General features: G+C 67.1%; 15 protein-coding genes. 7 read left to right on the top strand and 8 right to left on the bottom strand.

Features of this window, described 5'->3' with window-relative positions:
• Positions 1–417 precede the first annotated feature (417 nt).
• A complete protein-coding gene (locus OCH239_RS12875) occupies positions 418–3,753 on the top strand; it encodes a M10 family metallopeptidase C-terminal domain-containing protein (protein WP_037263339.1) in 3,336 nt (1,111 codons plus the stop codon).
• A 99-nt stretch (positions 3,754–3,852) separates the two neighbouring features.
• A complete protein-coding gene (locus OCH239_RS12870; protein ID WP_037263337.1) occupies positions 3,853–4,221 on the top strand; it encodes a hypothetical protein in 369 nt (122 codons plus the stop codon).
• A 13-nt stretch (positions 4,222–4,234) separates the two neighbouring features.
• Here OCH239_RS12870 and OCH239_RS12865 read toward each other — a convergent pair whose 3' ends face one another.
• From OCH239_RS12865 to pyk, 7 genes are all read right to left on the bottom strand, one after another.
• Positions 4,235–4,684 (bottom strand): YtoQ family protein, encoded by a 450-nt coding sequence (locus OCH239_RS12865; RefSeq protein WP_037263334.1) that lies wholly within the window; start codon positions 4,682–4,684, stop codon positions 4,235–4,237.
• Positions 4,685–4,747: 63 nt separating this feature from the next.
• Positions 4,748–7,144: a phenylalanine--tRNA ligase subunit beta gene (gene pheT / locus OCH239_RS12860; protein ID WP_037263333.1), complete on the bottom strand. Its 2,397-nt coding sequence runs from the start codon at positions 7,142–7,144 to the stop codon at positions 4,748–4,750.
• Positions 7,145–7,287: 143 nt separating this feature from the next.
• A complete protein-coding gene (locus OCH239_RS12855) occupies positions 7,288–7,578 on the bottom strand; it encodes a YrhK family protein (RefSeq protein WP_037263331.1) in 291 nt (96 codons plus the stop codon).
• A 142-nt stretch (positions 7,579–7,720) separates the two neighbouring features.
• Positions 7,721–8,791 carry a phenylalanine--tRNA ligase subunit alpha gene (gene pheS, locus OCH239_RS12850; protein WP_037263329.1) on the bottom strand — a complete coding sequence of 357 codons (1,071 nt, stop codon included), beginning with the start codon at positions 8,789–8,791 and terminating at the stop codon, positions 7,721–7,723.
• A gap of 130 nt (positions 8,792–8,921) precedes the next feature.
• Positions 8,922–9,287 carry a 50S ribosomal protein L20 gene (gene rplT, locus OCH239_RS12845; RefSeq protein WP_037263328.1) on the bottom strand — a complete coding sequence of 122 codons (366 nt, stop codon included), beginning with the start codon at positions 9,285–9,287 and terminating at the stop codon, positions 8,922–8,924.
• Positions 9,288–9,311: 24 nt separating this feature from the next.
• Entirely contained in the window at positions 9,312–9,512 is a 201-nt protein-coding gene (gene rpmI / locus OCH239_RS12840) for a 50S ribosomal protein L35 (RefSeq protein ID WP_037263324.1), read from the bottom strand.
• Positions 9,513–9,632: 120 nt separating this feature from the next.
• Positions 9,633–11,078, bottom strand: coding sequence for a pyruvate kinase (pyk, locus tag OCH239_RS12835; protein WP_037263321.1), 1,446 nt, complete (start codon positions 11,076–11,078; stop codon positions 9,633–9,635).
• A gap of 229 nt (positions 11,079–11,307) precedes the next feature.
• Here pyk and OCH239_RS12830 point away from each other — a divergent pair, with 229 nt between their 5' ends.
• Positions 11,308–11,622, top strand: a complete 315-nt coding sequence (locus OCH239_RS12830) for a DUF1244 domain-containing protein (RefSeq protein ID WP_037263318.1) — start codon at positions 11,308–11,310, stop codon at positions 11,620–11,622.
• The gene (locus OCH239_RS12825; RefSeq protein WP_037263315.1) at positions 11,622–12,248 is read left to right on the top strand and encodes a DUF5671 domain-containing protein; all 627 of its coding nucleotides are present in this window, start codon (positions 11,622–11,624) and stop codon (positions 12,246–12,248) included. The genes OCH239_RS12830 and OCH239_RS12825 overlap by 1 nt, the downstream gene beginning before the upstream one ends.
• Positions 12,249–12,331: 83 nt before the next feature.
• On the opposite strand, the gene OCH239_RS12820 is transcribed toward OCH239_RS12825, so the two are convergent.
• Positions 12,332–13,288, bottom strand: coding sequence for an L-malyl-CoA/beta-methylmalyl-CoA lyase (locus OCH239_RS12820; RefSeq protein ID WP_037263313.1), 957 nt, complete (start codon positions 13,286–13,288; stop codon positions 12,332–12,334).
• 255 nt (positions 13,289–13,543) lie between these two features.
• Between OCH239_RS12820 and dgcN the strand changes: the two genes are divergently transcribed.
• The 3 genes from dgcN (at position 13,544) to OCH239_RS12805 (ending at position 16,504) form a co-directional block, all read left to right on the top strand.
• Entirely contained in the window at positions 13,544–14,545 is a 1,002-nt protein-coding gene (dgcN, locus tag OCH239_RS12815) for an N-acetyltransferase DgcN (protein WP_037263310.1), read from the top strand.
• Between the two features lie 68 nt (positions 14,546–14,613).
• Positions 14,614–15,579, top strand: coding sequence for an N-acetyl-D-Glu racemase DgcA (gene dgcA / locus OCH239_RS12810; protein ID WP_037263307.1), 966 nt, complete (start codon positions 14,614–14,616; stop codon positions 15,577–15,579).
• 64 nt (positions 15,580–15,643) lie between these two features.
• A complete protein-coding gene (locus tag OCH239_RS12805; RefSeq protein WP_037263305.1) occupies positions 15,644–16,504 on the top strand; it encodes a D-amino-acid transaminase in 861 nt (286 codons plus the stop codon).
• Positions 16,505–16,550: the final 46 nt, after the last annotated feature.

The following is a 16,550-nucleotide window of genomic DNA, read 5'->3' as shown; positions in this document are numbered from 1 at the left end:
TTCCGCCGGGAGGGCGACCCGGCCATCCATGACGTCAGCGAGGTCGAGGAACGCCCCGGCGGCGGTTTGAAAGAATCTCCTTAGGGTTGCAGCTCCAGAATTACCGAGATGTGGCGCAAGCCCAATCTCGGTACTTGCTAACACCATTATGATACAACTAGGCATTGTTCCGCCGACGGTTCACGATGGTCAGCAAGAGTTCGCCGCAAATTGATAAACTTATCTTTTGGAAACAAAAACATTGCCTTCTCTAGGCTTCGCGCCTTTCCTGATCGAGCTCATCGGTCACGCTTAAGTTGACCACATCCGTACCACTTCGGGATCCCAGTCGGATCCTCAATCACTCTGAGCCCCAGCCGGGCTCGGAACGAAGCCACGCGGAACCACTATAGGTTGCACTTCAGGGAGTTGAACAGAATGCCCACACCCGACCAATCCCCCGATCAATGGTGGGTCAATGACCAGACGCCCGAGAACCCTTACGACAAGAGCGAGGACTATGACGCCTTTCTCGATTATCTCGGCGCGTTGAACCGCAGCCTGACGCCCGAAATCGCGTCCGAGCCGCTGGCGATCAATGTGAGTGACCTGAACGACCATCCCGAATACAAGGAAGCAGCCATTGGCGCGCTGCAGATGTGGTCCTCGGTCACGCCGCTCGAGTTCGAGATCATCGACGACGAGCCGTTTGACCGCGCGACCCAGTGGATGGAGGTCGTCAGCCCCGAGCTCGGCGAGCCGTCGGACGGCAGCGCGTTCTCGTCCAACCGCTATGTCAGCATCGGCCAGCGCTTCCACGACACCGAGCCGAACCTCACCGATATCGGCGGCTACGTCTTCGACAGCTTCGTACACGAGTTCGGGCACGAATTCGGCCTGAATCATCCCGGCCTCTACAATTACAGCGGCCCCGGCGGCGTCCAGATCAATTATCTCAACAACGCGACCTGGACCTACGACCGCCAGCAATACAGCGTCATGTCCTATTTCGACGGGATCGATGTCGGTGAGGATTCGCGCTGGTCGGCGACGACCCCGCTGATGGCCGATATCGAGGCGGTCATCCGCCGCTTCTACTCGACGGTGGACGAAGAGACAGGTGAGCGCACCTACCAGACGATCGACCTGATGACCGGCGACAACGTCTACGGCTTCAACAGCACCGAATACGGCTACGAGCTCACCTCATCGGGCATGCAGCGCGACATCGGCTTCGTCATCCACGACACCGGCGGCGACGACACGATCGACTTTTCGGGCTCGACCGCGGGAACGATCCTCGACCTGCGGGCCGGCAAGTTCTCGAGCGTGAACGGCCACAGCAACAACGTGTCGATCTTCGAAGGGCACAACGCCGACCAGACCGAGTACTACATCGAAACCGGCATCGGCAGCGATTACGCCGACGTCCTCATCGGCAATGACGGCGACAACGTGCTCGATGGTCGCGGCGGCGCCGACAGCATGGCCGGCAACGCGGGCGACGACACGTATTTCGTCGACAGCGCCGACGACATCGTGCGCGAAGAGGTGAACGGCGGCGTCGACACGGTCATCGTGATGTCCGACGGCATCGACCTCGGCGAGATCGAGAACGTGGAGAACATCGTCTATGTCGGGGGGTCCGGTAGCGAGCCGGTTGCCGACGGCGGTGAGACTGACGTTCCGGGCGCGCCCGCGACATCCGAGATCGTCTTCGGGGACGCGACGAGCGAAACGATCGACGGCGGCGAGGGCGGCCAGACCATCTTCGGCTTCGGCGGTGACGACTACATCATCGGCGGACGGGACACGCTTGCGAGCCGCGACATCAACAACACGATCGATGTCGAGGATCTCGAGGACCAGACCGAAACCGGCGACGAGGCCGACGCGCTCTACGGCGGCGCGGGCAACGACACCCTCGTCGGTGGCGCGGGCAACGATCTGCTCGACGGCGGCGCCGGGGACGACGTGTTCTACGGCCAGGACGGCGAGGACGTCTTCAGGGGCGGCACGGGCATCGACACCGTGGACTACAGCCAGGAGAGCCCGTTCCAGCTGCTCGTGAACCTCGAGACCAACACCGCTAGCGGCGGCACCGGGTCGGGCGACAGGTTCTACAGCATCGAGAACCTGATCGGCTCTGACGACCGGATCGACCGCTATATCGGCACCGCAGACGCGAACCACTTCATCGGGCGCGGCGGCGGTGACGTCTTCAGTGGACGTGATGGCGACGACACGCTCGATGGCGGCAACGACGGCGACCTGCTCTACGGCGAAGGCGGCGACGACTGGATCATCGGCGGCGCCGGGCAGGATGTCATCGACGGCGGCGAGGGCAACGATACCGCGGATTACAGCGGCAGCTCGGACGCGGTGACGGTCAACCTCTCGGAAGGCACGGCCCGGGGCGGCGACGCGGACGGACCAGTCCAGATCGTCGGGCGTGGGACCACCATCCGTCACGACATCCTCGTCGATATCGAGAACGCGGTGGGGTCCATCTACGGCGATCATCTGATCGGCGGAGATGGCGTCAACGTGCTCTCCGGCGGCATGGGAGACGACACCCTGACCGGCGGGCGCGGCGCCGACATGCTCGAAGGCGGGCGCGGGAGCGACACCGCGGATTATTCGACCTCCGAGAGCGGGGTGAGGCTCAATCTGCGAAGCAACAAGCTCGAGGGAGACCGCTACACCTCGATCGAAAACCTTGCAGGCTCGGCCTTCGACGACCGGATGCGCGGTGACGGAAGCGGCAACGTCCTGACCGGTCAGGGCGGCGACGATGTTCTCCTTGGGGCGGGCGGCGACGACACCCTCCTCGGCGACTTCGCCTATCAGCAGGAGGCGATCCCGCGCCCGGGTCTGGGCAGCGGCTATGCCACCCTCGGGGCCGATGCCGACAACAACACGCTCGAGACGGCGTACGATATCTCGGACAACTTCTCTCTGACCGAGGATCCGGACATCTTCGACTCGACGGAAGTCCTTCACACCACGGTGGAATCGACCGGCAACGGCCAAGGCGACTACTTCAGGATCGACCTCGCCGCCGGCACGGTCATCTCGCTCGACATCGACGGCATCGCCGATCCGGACGTGCATGACAGCTGGATCCGCCTGCTCGACGCCGGCGGAGATATCGTGGCGCAGAACGACGATGCAGGCGGCGATCCGGGCTCGGCCACGAACCGGGATTCGAGCCTCGTCTACAGCGTTGAGGAGACCGGCACCTACTACATCCTCGAGGGGCAGTGGTCGCCGACGACCGGCGATTTCGACCCCTCGGTGCCAGAAGGCTCGACCTACAAGCTGAACGTCTCGGTCGAGTTCCCGCCCGCGCCGGCAGAGCCGGGCACCGCGGGATCCGACCGGCTCTTCGGTGGTAGCGGCAACGACCTGCTCGACGGGGGCCTCGGAGCCGATCTGCTCAGCGGCGGTCAGGGAGAGGATTCCTTCCGCTTCTCGACCGAAATCGGCGAAGGCAATGTCGACGAAATCCGCGACTTCGTGGTCGGAGAGGACCTGATCCTGCTCGACAGCGAAATCTTCGCGGGGCTCGGAGACGCGGGGCCGCTCTCCTTCGGCGCGTTCCACTCGAGCGCCAGCGGAACGGCCCAGGATGCGAACGACCGCCTGCTTTACGACACCAGCGACGGACGCCTCGCCTTCGACATCGACGGATCGGGCGAGGAGGACGCGATCGTATTCGCAGAGCTCGATGCCAGCCTCGGGTTGTCCGGATCGGACTTCCTCATCATCTGAGGATCATGCGGGAGGGCGCCGATACGCGCCCTCCCGCACTCCAATTCCGGGCATTTGCCGCTAGACTGCTTCGGAATATTCAATGCCAGGAGGCACGCCATGGCACGATCCATCGACCGCCGTACCTTTCTGATCGCCGGCATCGCTGCTGCCGCCCTGCTGGCCGCGGCACCCGGTATGACAAGCTCCGGAGACGTTCGCGGCACGGTGACCTATGCCGGCGGGGAGGTCATACCGGAGGGACGTCTCGTGATCGCCACGGACGGCGACGGTCCGGTGACGCCTGCGCTCGTCTCGAGCGACGGCAAGTCGACCGAGATCGCCTTCGAGATGCCCGCGGACATGCCGTCGACCGGGCAGATCGTCGCGCGGCTCGAACGGGCGGATGGCTGGCTTCTCGCCCGCGGGAGCGCTTCCGTCGAGGCCGGGGGAGCGGTCACCATCGAGCTCTTCGAGGCGATGTACTAAGGTCAGACCCGGCTCAGCCGGGCAGCTGGCCCGTCAGCACGTAGCGCAGGATATCGACAACCTGCTCGGGCTCGCGGGCGACCGCCAGCGCAGCGGCATCGACTTCCTTCAGCGCGTGATCGTGGTCCTCCGGCTGGAGGATGACGAGGCTCTTGCCGAGCGCCGAAGCGTAGCCCGCGTCGAAAGCCGCATTCCACTGCTTGTACTTGTCCCCGAAGCGCACCACGACGATGTCGGCGTCGGCAATGCCCTTGCGGGTGCGCAGCGCGTTGACCATGGCGCCCTTGTGGTCGTGCCAGTACTTGCTCTGCTCGGCCCCGAGGATCGCGACGCCGCAATCGTCGGAAGCCGCATGATCGGTCACCGGGCCGGAGAACGTCACGTCGAGCCCCTGCGCGCCGTCGATGATCCGGTCGCGCCAGTCGGTGTGGATCTCGCCCGAGAGGTAGATGGTCAGGCCCATGGCTGTCCCTTTCGTAATGTCCCGCAGGAAAAGGTAGGGCGGCGCACCGCACCGCCCAAAGCTTCAGCCGCGCAGGGTCGCGCCGGTCGCTTTCTGGACCTTCTCGACGATCTTCGCGCTGACCGCCTCGATGTCCTTCTCCTTGAGTGTCGCGTCGCGCGGCTGCAGCCGCACGGTGATCGCGAGGGACTTCTTGCCCTCTCCGAGGCTACCGCCAACGAACTCGTCGAAGACGCGCACATCCTCGATCAGCGCCTTGTCCGCACCCGCCGCCGCGTTGACGAGGTCGAGCGCCGCGACGCTCTCGTCCACCACGAAGGCAAAGTCGCGCTCCACCGGCTGGAGGTCGTTGAGATCGAGCGCGGGACGCGTGGTGCGGGCCTGCTTGGGCAGGGGCACTTTGGCGGGCCAGATGGTGAAACCGACCGCGGGGCCCTTCACATCCAGCGCTTTCAGCACCTTGGGATGGATCTCGCCGTAGACGCCAAGCACCTTCTTGGGCCCGAGGCAGATCATGCCGTGGCGGCCCGGGTGCCACCATTCGGACGCGCCGCGCAGGATCTGCACCTTGGCCGGTGCGCCGATGGCGGCGAGGACGGCCTCGGCGTCGGCCTTCACGTCGTAGAGATCGACCGGGCGCGCAGCGCCGTGGACGTCCTTCGGACCGGTCCGGCCGACAATAAGTCCCGTAAGCAGTTGATGTTGCTCACCCGGCTCGCCGCCCTGGAAGGCGTGGCCAAGCTCGAAGAGCGCGAGATCCGACATGCCACGCGCCTGGTTGCGCGCAGCCGCCTGCAACAGACCCGGGAGCAAGGCGGGGCGCATGTGGCTCATCTCGGACGAGATCGGGTTGGCGAGCATCGTCGCATCCCCGCCGCCGCCGAAGAGCTCGGCCGCCTTCTGGTCGATGAAGGAATAGGTCACGCACTCGTTGTAGCCGAGCGCCGCCATGGTCCGCCGTGCCGCCTGCTCGCGCTTCTGCTGGGGCGAGAGGATCGGTTTCGGCACGCCCGGGCTCGGGCGCGGCATCGGCTTGCCCTCGAGCTTCGTCAGCGAGGCGATGCGGGCGACCTCTTCGACGAGGTCCGCACTGCCCATCACATCCGGGCGCCAGGACGGCACATGCGCCATGTCGCCCTCCATCTCGAAGCCGAGTGCCTCGAGCGTGGCGCGTTGGGTCTCGGCCGGGATGTCCATGCCGACGAGCGACGAACAGCGTTCGGTATCAAGATGATAGGCGCGGGAATGATCGGGGATCTTGCCCGCCACAACGACTTCGCTGGCCTCGCCCCCGGCGATGTCGAGGATCATGCGTGTCGCGTGCTCGATCCCGTGCGGGGTCCATTCGGGGTCGATGCCACGCTCGAACCGGTAGCGGGCGTCCGAGTTGATCTTGAGCGCGCGGCCGGTATGGGCGGTGCGGATCGGATCGAAGAAAGCGGCTTCGAGGAAGACGTCGGTCGTCTCTTCGGTCACGCCGGTCGCCTCGCCGCCCATGATGCCGCCGAGGCTCTGCACGCCGGCATCGTCGGAGATGGCGATCATGCCGGGCTCGAGCGTGTAGGTCCGCTCGTCGAGCGCATGAAGCGTCTCGCCGCCCTGCGCGAGGTGCACGCGCAGGTTTCCCTTCACCCTGCCGGCGTCGAAGACATGCAGCGGACGGTTGCGGTCGAAGGTGAAAAAGTTCGTCACATCAACGAGAAAGGAGATGGGACGCAGGCCGATGGCGCGCAGTGCGGTCTGCAGCCACTCGGGCGAGGGACCGTTCTTCACACCGCGGATGAGGCGGCCGTAGAAGACCGGGCAGCCGTCGCGGGCGTCGTCGTCGATGGTGACCTTGAGGGGACTCTCGAACGCGCCCTTCACGGGATCGCAATCGCGTGCCTTCATGGTGCCGAGGCCGCGGGCGGCGAGGTCGCGGGCGATACCGCGCACGCCGAGCGCGTCGGGGCGGTTGGGCGTGATCGCGATCTCGATCACCGGGTCGACCTTGGCGGGGTCGTGCTCGGCCAGCCAGTCGGTGAAGCGCTGCCCGACGTCGCCCGAGGGCAGTTCGATGATGCCGTCGTGCTCGTCCGACAGCTCCATCTCGCGCATCGAGCACATCATGCCGAAGCTCTCGATGCCGCGGATCTTGCCGACCTGAATTGTGGTATCGATTCCGGGCACATAGGTGCCGGGCTTGGCGACGACGACGGTGATGCCCTCGCGCGCGTTGGGGGCGCCGCAGATGATCTGCTGCTCGCCCTCGTCCGTCTCCACCCGGCAGACCTTGAGCTTGTCGGCGTCGGGGTGCTTTTCGGCGGCGACGACCTTGCCGAGGGTGAAGGCGCCCAGCCGTTCGGCAGGATTTTCAACGCCTTCCACCTCGAGGCCGAGGTCGGTCAGGGTCTCTGCGATCTCGTCCACGCTTGCGGTCGTGTCGAGGTGATCCTTGAGCCAGGAAAGGGTGAACTTCATCGCGCGCGCCTCGGGTCGTCACAGGGTCGGTGCTCTCCTACCGGATCGGCACGGGGACGGAAAGGGCGGACGGGTTTCGTACGAAACTTACAAAATTCGGGGTGTTTCGTACGGAATTTCGGCGCGTTTCCGGCACGGATGGGTCAGCCGATGGTCTGCTCTTCGGCCCTGGCGAGAGTGTCGGTCCGGCCGATGCGCCAGAGATGGATCTCGCGGGCAAGGCGGAGGGTCGGCTTCACGCAGAAGAAGACCGAGCCGATCACGAAGCACCAGATCGCGGCGGTCTCGAGCGCCTTCCAGAAGAAGAGGACGGAGCCGACGAGGAAGAGGAAGGCGGCGAGGAAATCGACGATCGTGTGCGCGACTTCGTAGCGTGCGTAGAGGCGGCGGGTCTCGGCGCTCTGCTGGCGGGTCTCGTGGCGGAAGAGCTTCATCAACAATCCCTTTCGGTGTCGGTCGAAAGGGAAATGAATTCGGAAGCTTCGAGGTTTCCTGCCGGGCTACCGGAGCCAGGGCCAGCCCCCGGACGGGCGCGGCCATGGGGCCGGTCGTCTCGGACCGGTCCCACCCGCGCGATTACGAGAGCCCGCCGTGCAGGGTCGGGACGTCAAGGCTGCGGAAGCCGTAGTGGCGGAGCCAGCGCAGATCGCTGTCGAAGAAGGCGCGGAGGTCGGGGATACCGTATTTCAGCATCGCGATGCGGTCGATGCCCATGCCGAAGGCGAAGCCCTGCCATTCGTCGGGATCGACGCCGCCAGAGCGCAGGACGTGGGGGTGCACCATGCCGGAGCCAAGAACCTCGAGCCAGCCGTCGCCCTCGCCGATCTTGAGCTGGCCGCCCTCCCACGAGCACTGGATGTCGACCTCGGCCGAGGGCTCGGTGAAGGGGAAGTGCGAGGCGCGGAACCGGGTCTTGATGCCGTCGACCTCGAAGAAGGCGGCGAAGAACTCCTCGAGCACCCATTTGAGGTTGGCCATCGAGATGTCGCGGTCGAGCGCGAGCCCCTCGACCTGGTGGAACATCGGCGTGTGGGTCTGGTCGTAATCGGCGCGGTAGACGCGGCCCGGGGCGATGATGCGGCAGGGCGCGCCGTGCTTTTCCATGTGCCGGATCTGGACCGGCGAGGTGTGGGTGCGCAGCACGTGGGGCGGACGGTCGTCGCCCTCTGCGCGGTGCATGTAGAACGTATCCATCTCGGCCCGCGCGGGGTGGTGCGAGGGGATGTTGAGCGCGTCGAAATTGTACCAGTCGGTGTCGATCTGCGGCCCCTCGGCAACGGCGAAGCCCATGTCGGCGAATATCGCCGTCACCTCTTCGGTCACCTGGCTGACGGGATGGATCGTGCCCGTGCGGCGCGGCCGGCCGGGGAGCGTGACGTCGAGCCATTCGGCGCGGAGCCGTTCGTCGAGCGCGGAATCGGCGAGCGCCTCCTTCTTGGCGGCGAGCGCGGAGTTGATCTCATCCTTGAGGGCATTGAGCTTAGGGCCCATCACCTGACGTTCCTCGGCACTCATCTTGCCGAGTTCGCGCATCTTGAGGGACACCTCGCCCTTCTTGCCCACCGCCTCGACGCGGAGCGCCTCGAGCGTGGCCTCGTCCTCGGCCTCTGCGATACGGCCGAGATAGGTGGTGCGCAGATCGTCCATCGGATGCCTCCAGGGAGTGAGCCGGGGCCTAGCTAGCGGCAGCGCGCGGCCACTGCAAGCCGCGCCGGCAACGCAAGAGGGCCGCCCCGGCGGGACGGCCCTCTGCAAGTCTCGAAACTCGTGTCGCGGATCAGGCCGCGAGCGCGCCCTTCGCCTTCTCGACGATCGCGCCGAAGGCCTCAGGCTCGTGCACGGCGAGGTCGGCGAGCACCTTGCGGTCGACCTCGATGCCGGCGAGCGACAGGCCATTGACGAAGCGCGAATAGGTCAGCGTCTCGTCATGCGTGCGGACGGCCGCGTTGATGCGCTGGATCCAGAGCGCGCGGAAATTGCGCTTGCGCGCCTTGCGGTCGCGCGTCGCGTACTGGTTCGCCTTGTCGACCGCCTGCGTGGCGGTGCGGAAGGTGTTCTTGCGCCGACCGAAGTAGCCTTTGGCCGCCTTCGTGATCTTCTTGTGGCGCGCGTGGGTGACGGTTCCGCCTTTGGTACGGGACATGGTCTAAACTCCTCTCGGCCTACTTCAGCGGTCGTAGGGCATGAAGCCCTTCGCGATCTTCTCGTCCGGCTTCGACAGCGTGGTCGTGCCGCGGGCATCGCGAATGAACTTCTTGGTACGTTTGATCATGCCGTGCTGCTTGCCGGCCTGGGCGGCGACCACGCGGCCGCTCGACGTCACCTTGAAGCGCTTCTTGGCGCTCGACTTGGTCTTCATCTTCGGCATTTGACTCTCTCCTGGTCGTCAGAGATCGGGAAAACGCGACTCGGCATACCGATCCGGCCGGCCGCGCAGGTGTGCGAGCCGCCCCTCTAACGGAGCGGCCCGCGCTTGGCAAGCCCTGCCCTATTCGGGATCGGTGTTGAAGATCAGCCGCTCGTCGCAGGGGGCGACGCGGAGGATGTTCGTGGTCCCGGTGGTGTTGAACGGCACGCCGGCGGTCACGACGATCTGGTCCTCGGGGCCGGCATAGCCGAGCTTGCGCGCGGCGCGGGCGGCGTTGACCACCGCGCTCTTGAAGCGGTCGAGTTCGGCAGTGACGACGCAATTGGTGCCCCACGACAGCGCCAGCCGCCGCGCGGTGACCTGCTGCGACGAGAGCGCGAGGATCGGCACCGGCGGGCGCTCGCGCGCGATAAGGAGCGCCGTGGTGCCGGTCTGGGTGTAGCAGCAGATCGCCTTGATGTCGGTCGTCTCGGTGATCTCGCGGGCGGCGGCGACGATGGCGTCGGCCACGCTCTCGCGCACGGCGCCCCGCTGGGCGTTGATGATCTGGCGGTAGTTGGGGTCGTTCTCGACCTCGCGGGCGACGTTGTCCATCGTCGTCACTGCCTCGATCGGGTACTGCCCAGCGGCCGATTCAGCCGAAAGCATGATCGCGTCGGAGCCCTCGTAGATCGCGGTGGCGACGTCCGAGACCTCGGCGCGGGTGGGCATCGGGCTCTCGATCATCGATTCGAGCATCTGGGTCGCGACGATGACGGGCTTGGCGGCGGCGCGGCAGATCCGGGTGAGGCGTTTCTGGATCGGGGGAACGTTCTGCACCGGCAGCTCGACGCCGAGATCGCCGCGCGCGACCATGATCCCGTCCGAGACCTCGAGGATCGAGTTGAACGCCTTGACCGCTGCGGGCTTCTCGATCTTCGACAGGATCGCGGCGCGGCCCCGGGCGAGATCGCGCGCCTCAGTCACGTCCTCGGCCCGCTGAACGAAGGAGAGCGCCAGCCAGTCGACGCCGAGCTCGCAGACGAACTCGAGATCCTTGCGGTCCTTGTCCGACAGCGCCGCCACCGGCAGCACCACGTCGGGCACGTTCACGCCCTTGCGGTTCGAGATCGTGCCGCCCACGGTCACGGTGCAATCGGCGAAATCGGCGCCGCATTGCTCGACCTTCAGGCGGATCTTGCCATCGTTGACGAGAAGCGAGGCGCCCGGCTCGAGCACCTGGAAGATCTCGGGATGGGGGAGCTGCACGCGGTTGGCGTCTCCCGGCGCATCGTCCGTGTCGAGCCGGAAGGACGCGCCCTCCTCGAGCTCCTCGGAGCCGTTCGCGAAGGTGCCGACGCGGAGCTTCGGGCCCTGCAGGTCGGCGAGGATGGCGATCGTCGAATCGAGGTCGCGCTCCACCTGCCGGATGATCGCGTGGCGGGCGGCTATATCCTCGTGGGTGCCGTGGCTCATGTTGAGGCGGAACACGTCGGCGCCGGCCTCGTGCAGCTCGCGGATGACCTCGTAGGTCGAGGAGGCCGGGCCGAGCGTGGCCACGATCTTCACGTTGCGCATCCGTCTCATGGAATTCCCCTGCTGTCGGTCGTGGCCCGGACTCGCGCGGGCGGTGGCATGGCATCGGTGCCCGTTATCGCTAACGGCTCGCCTGACTTATGCCCGATCGCGTGGCGCACCGCAATTGTCCCAGACCTGCGCGATTTCCGGGGGCCCATGCAAGCCCCCAGTCGCCCGCCGACGTCTTGAACCCGGACGCGGCAGGTCCGATGTCTGAGGCGACATCACGGAGGATCCCATGGACGACCAGACCCGCATCGAGCTCGAGGCCGCAGCTTTCCGCCGGCTGCGCCAGCACCTGATGGAAGAGCGCACGGACGTTCAGAACATCGACCTGATGAACCTCGCGGGCTTCTGCCGGAACTGCCTTTCGCGCTGGTACCAGGAGGCGGCGCAGGAGCGCGGCATCGAGATGGGCAAGGACGAGGCACGCGAGATCTTCTACGGCATGCCGATGGCCGAATGGAAGGCGAAGCACCAGACCGACGCCTCGCCCGAAAAGCAGCAGGATTTCGAGAAGAGCTTCGCCGAGAACGTCGGCCCGAAGAGCTGATGCGCGCCTCGGACCGGCTCGGCGCCTTCGTCGCGGACGCGTTGAGGGCGGGCCACACGCGGCCCGAGATCACGGCGGCGCTGACGCAGGCGGGCTGGTCGGAGGGCGAGGCGCGCAAGGCGCTCGCGGACTGGGCCGAGGTCAGCTATCCCCTGCCCGTCCCGCGGCCGCGACCTGCCGTCTCGGCGCGCGAGGCGTTGGTCTACGGGCTCATGTTCGTTGCGCTGGCGATCTCGGTCTTCCAGGCGGTCAATCTGGGCTTCGCGCTGATCGACGCCTGGCTGGGCGATCCGGCCGACGCCTTCGTCTGGTCGGACTGGCGGGAGCGCAGCGCGCTCGCGAGCCTCGTCGTCTTCGCGCCGCTCTTCCTGCTGCTGAACCTGCGCACGGCCAGTGCCGCCCGTGCGGACCGCTCGCTGCGCCGCTCGGCGGTGCGCGACTGGCTCGCGCACGGGGCGATGTTCGTCGCGGCGCTGACGCTGGTGGGCGATCTCGTCTCGGCGATCTCGGCCGCGCTCGGCGGCGGGCTTCACCCCGACTTCCTCGCGAAGTCCGCGCTCGTCGCGGCGGTCTCGGGTGCGATCTACCTCTACTTCCGCGGCTTCACCCGCGCGCCCGAGGCCTGACGCCGCCCCTTCTTCTTGATGGAAATATCCCGGGGGAATTCGCCGCAAGGCGAAGGGGGTGGAGCCCCCTGCCCCCGGCCCCCTCACATGCCGATCATCTCGGCCTGGCGCACGATGACCTCGGCCTGCTTGATCGAGGCGATGTCGACGAGGCGGCCCTTGTAGACCGTCGCGCCCTCGCCGCGCCTCTTGGCCTCCTCCATCGCCTCGAGGATCTCGCGCGCCTCGCCCACGGCTTCCTCGGAGGGCGTGAAGATCTCGTTGCAGAGCGTCACCTGCTTGGGGTGGATCGCCCATTTCCCGACCATGCCGAGCGTCGCCGAGCGGCGCGCCTGCGCGCGGAAGCCCTCGTCGTCAGAGAAATCCCCGAAGGGGCCGTCGACCGGCAGCACCCCGTGCGTGCGGCAGGCCGCGACGATCGCCGCCTGCGCCCAGTGCCAGGGGTCCGACCAGTAGCGCTCGCCCTCGCGGTGCATGTAGTAATTCTCCTGCGTGCCGCCGATGCCGGTCGTCGCCATGCCCATGGAGGCGGCGAAATCCGCGGCGCCGAGGCTCATCGCCTGCATCCGGGGGCTCGCCGCGGCGATCTCCTCCACGCGGGAGATGCCCGCCGCGCTCTCGATGATCACCTCGAAACCGAGCGGTTTCGTCCGCCCCTTGGCGCGCTCGATCGCGGTCACCAGAGCGTCGACCGCGTAGATGTCGGCGGCGTTGCCCACCTTCGGGATCATGATGAGGTCGATCCGATCGCCGGCCTGCTCCATGAGGTCCACGACGTCGCGGTACCAGAACGGCGTGTCGAGCCCGTTGATCCGCACCGACAGGGTCTTCTCGCCCCAGTCGATGTCGCCGATCGCGGCGATGATGTTGGCGCGGGCGGAGGCCTTGTCGTCCGGCGCAACCGAATCCTCGAGGTCGAGGTTGATCACGTCGGCGTCCGAAGCGGCCATCTTCTCGAAGATCGCGGGCCGCGAGCCCGGTCCGAAGAGCTGGCAGCGGTTCAGACGGGCCACCGGGGCGGGCTGGATACGGAACGACATGGAACCCTCGCGCAATAATGTTTCGCTTTGCTCGCCTCGAGGGATAGAAGCGTGCGCGCCGCGGATCAAGCGGCTTTCTGCAGCTGCAGCGTCGCGGGCCGGGTGTCGGGAGACCACTTTCCGGTGCACATTTCTTCGGCGGCAGCACGACTTGCGGGCAGGATGTCCCGTCTGGCACTGGAAACCCGCGCATTTTGCGACACACTCCCGGCAAGGGCGCGCGAGGCTCGCGCGCATCAGACCCGGAGGCCCTTGATGATCGAGACACCGTACCTGCTGTTCCTGGGCGACGCGCCCGACCCTCTGGCCGCGAAGGTGGCGCAGGGGATCAAGGACTGGAGGCCGGAGAACTGCGTCGGCCAGTACCGCATGGAGGGCTGCAAGGCGGACATGCGCCTTCCCGACATGGGGCTCGCCGAGGCGAAGGAGGCCGGGGCCAAGACGCTGGTGATCGGCGTCGCCAACCGCGGCGGCAAGATCTCGGCGGCCTGGAAGGAAGTGCTGCTGGCGGCGCTCGACGAGGGCTTCGACCTCGCTTCGGGCCTGCACAACCTCCTGCGCAACGAGCCCGACCTCAAGGCAAAGGCCGAGGAGACCGGCCGCGCGCTGCACGACGTGCGCGTACCCGAGGTCGAGTATCCCATCGCGACCGGTGAGAAGCGGAAAGGCCGGCGCGTGCTCGCCGTCGGCACCGATTGCTCGATCGGCAAGATGTACACCGCGCTCGCGCTCGACCGCGACATGAAGAAGGCGGGCCTGAAATCCTCCTTCCGCGCCACCGGCCAGACCGGCATCCTGATCACCGGCGAGGGCATCCCGCTCGACGCGGTGGTGGCCGACTTCATGGCCGGCTCGGTCGAATGGTTGACGCCTGACAACGACGAGGACCACTGGGACGTGATCGAGGGGCAGGGCAGCCTCTTCCACGTCTCCTATTCGGGCGTGACGCTGGCGCTGATCCACGGCGGGCAGCCCGACGCGCTGATCCTCTGCCACGTACCGACGCGCACCCACATGCGCGGCCTGCCGGGCTACGCGCTGCCCTCGCTCGAGGCCCTGCGCGACATGGCGCTGGAACTCGCCCGCGTGCCGAATCCCGGCTGCCAGGTCGTCGGCGTGTCGGTGAACACCGCCGCCCTCGATGACAGCGAGGCCGAGGCCTATCTGCGGCAGGTCGAGGACCGGATGGGCCTGCCGGCGGTCGACCCCTACCGCCACGGAACCGGACCGCTCGTCGAGGCGCTGCAGGCGCTCTGAACCCCGGCCCCGGCGCGGGACGGCCCGCGCCGGAGTATGGATATTTTCATCAAGAAGAAGGGCAGGACATGCAGATCGAGGTGACGCGCGACGTCTTCCCGCTGGCCGAGGCCTTCACCATCGCCCGCGGCAGCCGCACCGAGGCACGGGTGCTGACCGTGACAGTGACCGAAGGCGGCGTCACCGGGCGCGGCGAATGCGTGCCCTACGCGCGCTACGACGAGACGCTGGAAAGCGTCGAGGCCGAGATCGCGGGGCTTCCCGACGGCTTCGACCGCGCCGCGCTGCAGGAGCTTCTGCCGGCGGGCGCGGCGCGAAACGCGGTCGATTGCGCGCTTTGGGACCTCGAGGCGAAGCGCGAGGGGCGGCGCGTCTGGGAGCTTGCCGGGCTGCCGAAGCCAGGGCCCGAGATCACCGCCTACACTTTGTCGCTGCAGGAGGCGCCGCTGATGCGCGAGGCGGCGGCGAAGCATTCCTGGCGGCCGCTCCTGAAGGTGAAGCTCGGCACGCCCGACGACATGGCGCGGCTCGAGGCGGTGCGCGCGGGCGCGCCGAAATCGCGGATCATCATCGACGCCAACGAAGGCTGGACGGCGGAGGTCTATGCCGATCTCGCGCCGCATCTGCAGCGTCTCGGGGTGGAGCTCGTCGAGCAGCCGCTGCCCGCGGGCGAGGACGAGGCGCTGCGCGGGCTCGACCGCCCGGTGCCGATCTGCGCCGACGAGAGCTGCCACGACCGCGCCTCGCTCGCGCATCTGACCGGGCTCTACGACATCGCCAACATCAAGCTCGACAAGACCGGCGGGCTGACCGAGGCGCTGGCGCTGCGCCAGGAGGCCGAGCGCGCGGGCTTCGGCATCTTCGTCGGTTGCATGGTCGGCTCCTCGCTGGCCATGGCGCCGGCGGTGCTGGTGGCGCAGGGCGCGGCGGTGACCGATCTCGACGGGCCGCTGCTGCTTGCCGAGGACCGGAAGGCGCCCCTGCGCTTCGACGAGGCGGGCGTGCACCCGCCCGAGGCCGAGCTTTGGGGCTGATCGACCGACCTTGACCGCCTCCGCCGCTTCGGCGAGGTCTGCGACAACTTTCGAGGAGAGCGTCATGCGCACCGTCTACGTGAACGGAGAGTACCTGCCCGAAACCGAAGCCAAGGTGTCGATCTTCGACCGCGCCTTCCTGATGGCCGACGGGGTCTACGAGGTGACCAGCGTGCTCGGCGGCAAGCTGATCGATTTCGACGGCCACGCCAAGCGGCTGGACCGCTCGCTCAGCGAGCTCGACATGCCGAGCCCGATGGGGCGGGACGAGCTTCTCGAGATCCACCGCGAGCTGGTGCGCCTCAACGAGATCGAGGACGGGCTGATCTACCTGCAGGTCACCCGCGGCGCGCCCGGCGACCGCGACTTCGTCTTCCCCGATCCAGAGACGACCGAGCCGACGGTGGTCCTGTTTACCCAGTCCAAACCCGGCCTCGCGGAGAGCCCGGCGGCCAAAGAAGGCATCCGCATCATTTCGATCGAGGACCAGCGCTGGGGCCGTCGCGACATCAAGACGGTGCAGCTGCTCTATCCGTCGATGGGCAAGATGATGGCCAAGAAGGCCGGCGCGGATGATGCCTGGATGGTCGAGGACGGGGCGGTGACGGAAGGAACCTCGAACAACGCCTATATCGTCAAGGGCGACACGATCGTGACGCGGCAGCTCTCGACCGACATCCTGCATGGGATCACCCGGGCGGCGGTGCTGCGCTTTGCCCGCGAGGCGCAGATGAAGGTGGAGGAGCGCCCCTTTACCATCGAGGAAGCGCAGGGCGCGGACGAGGCATTCATCACCTCCGCCTCGGCCTTCGTGACGCCCGTGGTCGAGATCGACGGCGTCGCGCTCGGCGGTGGCACGCCGGGTCCGCTCGCTGCGCGCCTGCGCGAGATCTACCTCGACGAGAGCCGCAAGGCGGCCATCTGAGGGCGGGCGCCGGCGCTTGTCATCGGCCCCCGGGAAGGACATATCC

The sequence above is a fragment of the Roseivivax halodurans JCM 10272 genome (assembly GCF_000521785.1).
GTDB classification, from domain to species: domain Bacteria; phylum Pseudomonadota; class Alphaproteobacteria; order Rhodobacterales; family Rhodobacteraceae; genus Roseivivax; species Roseivivax halodurans.
This window is presented reverse-complemented; position numbering and strand designations above follow the sequence as displayed.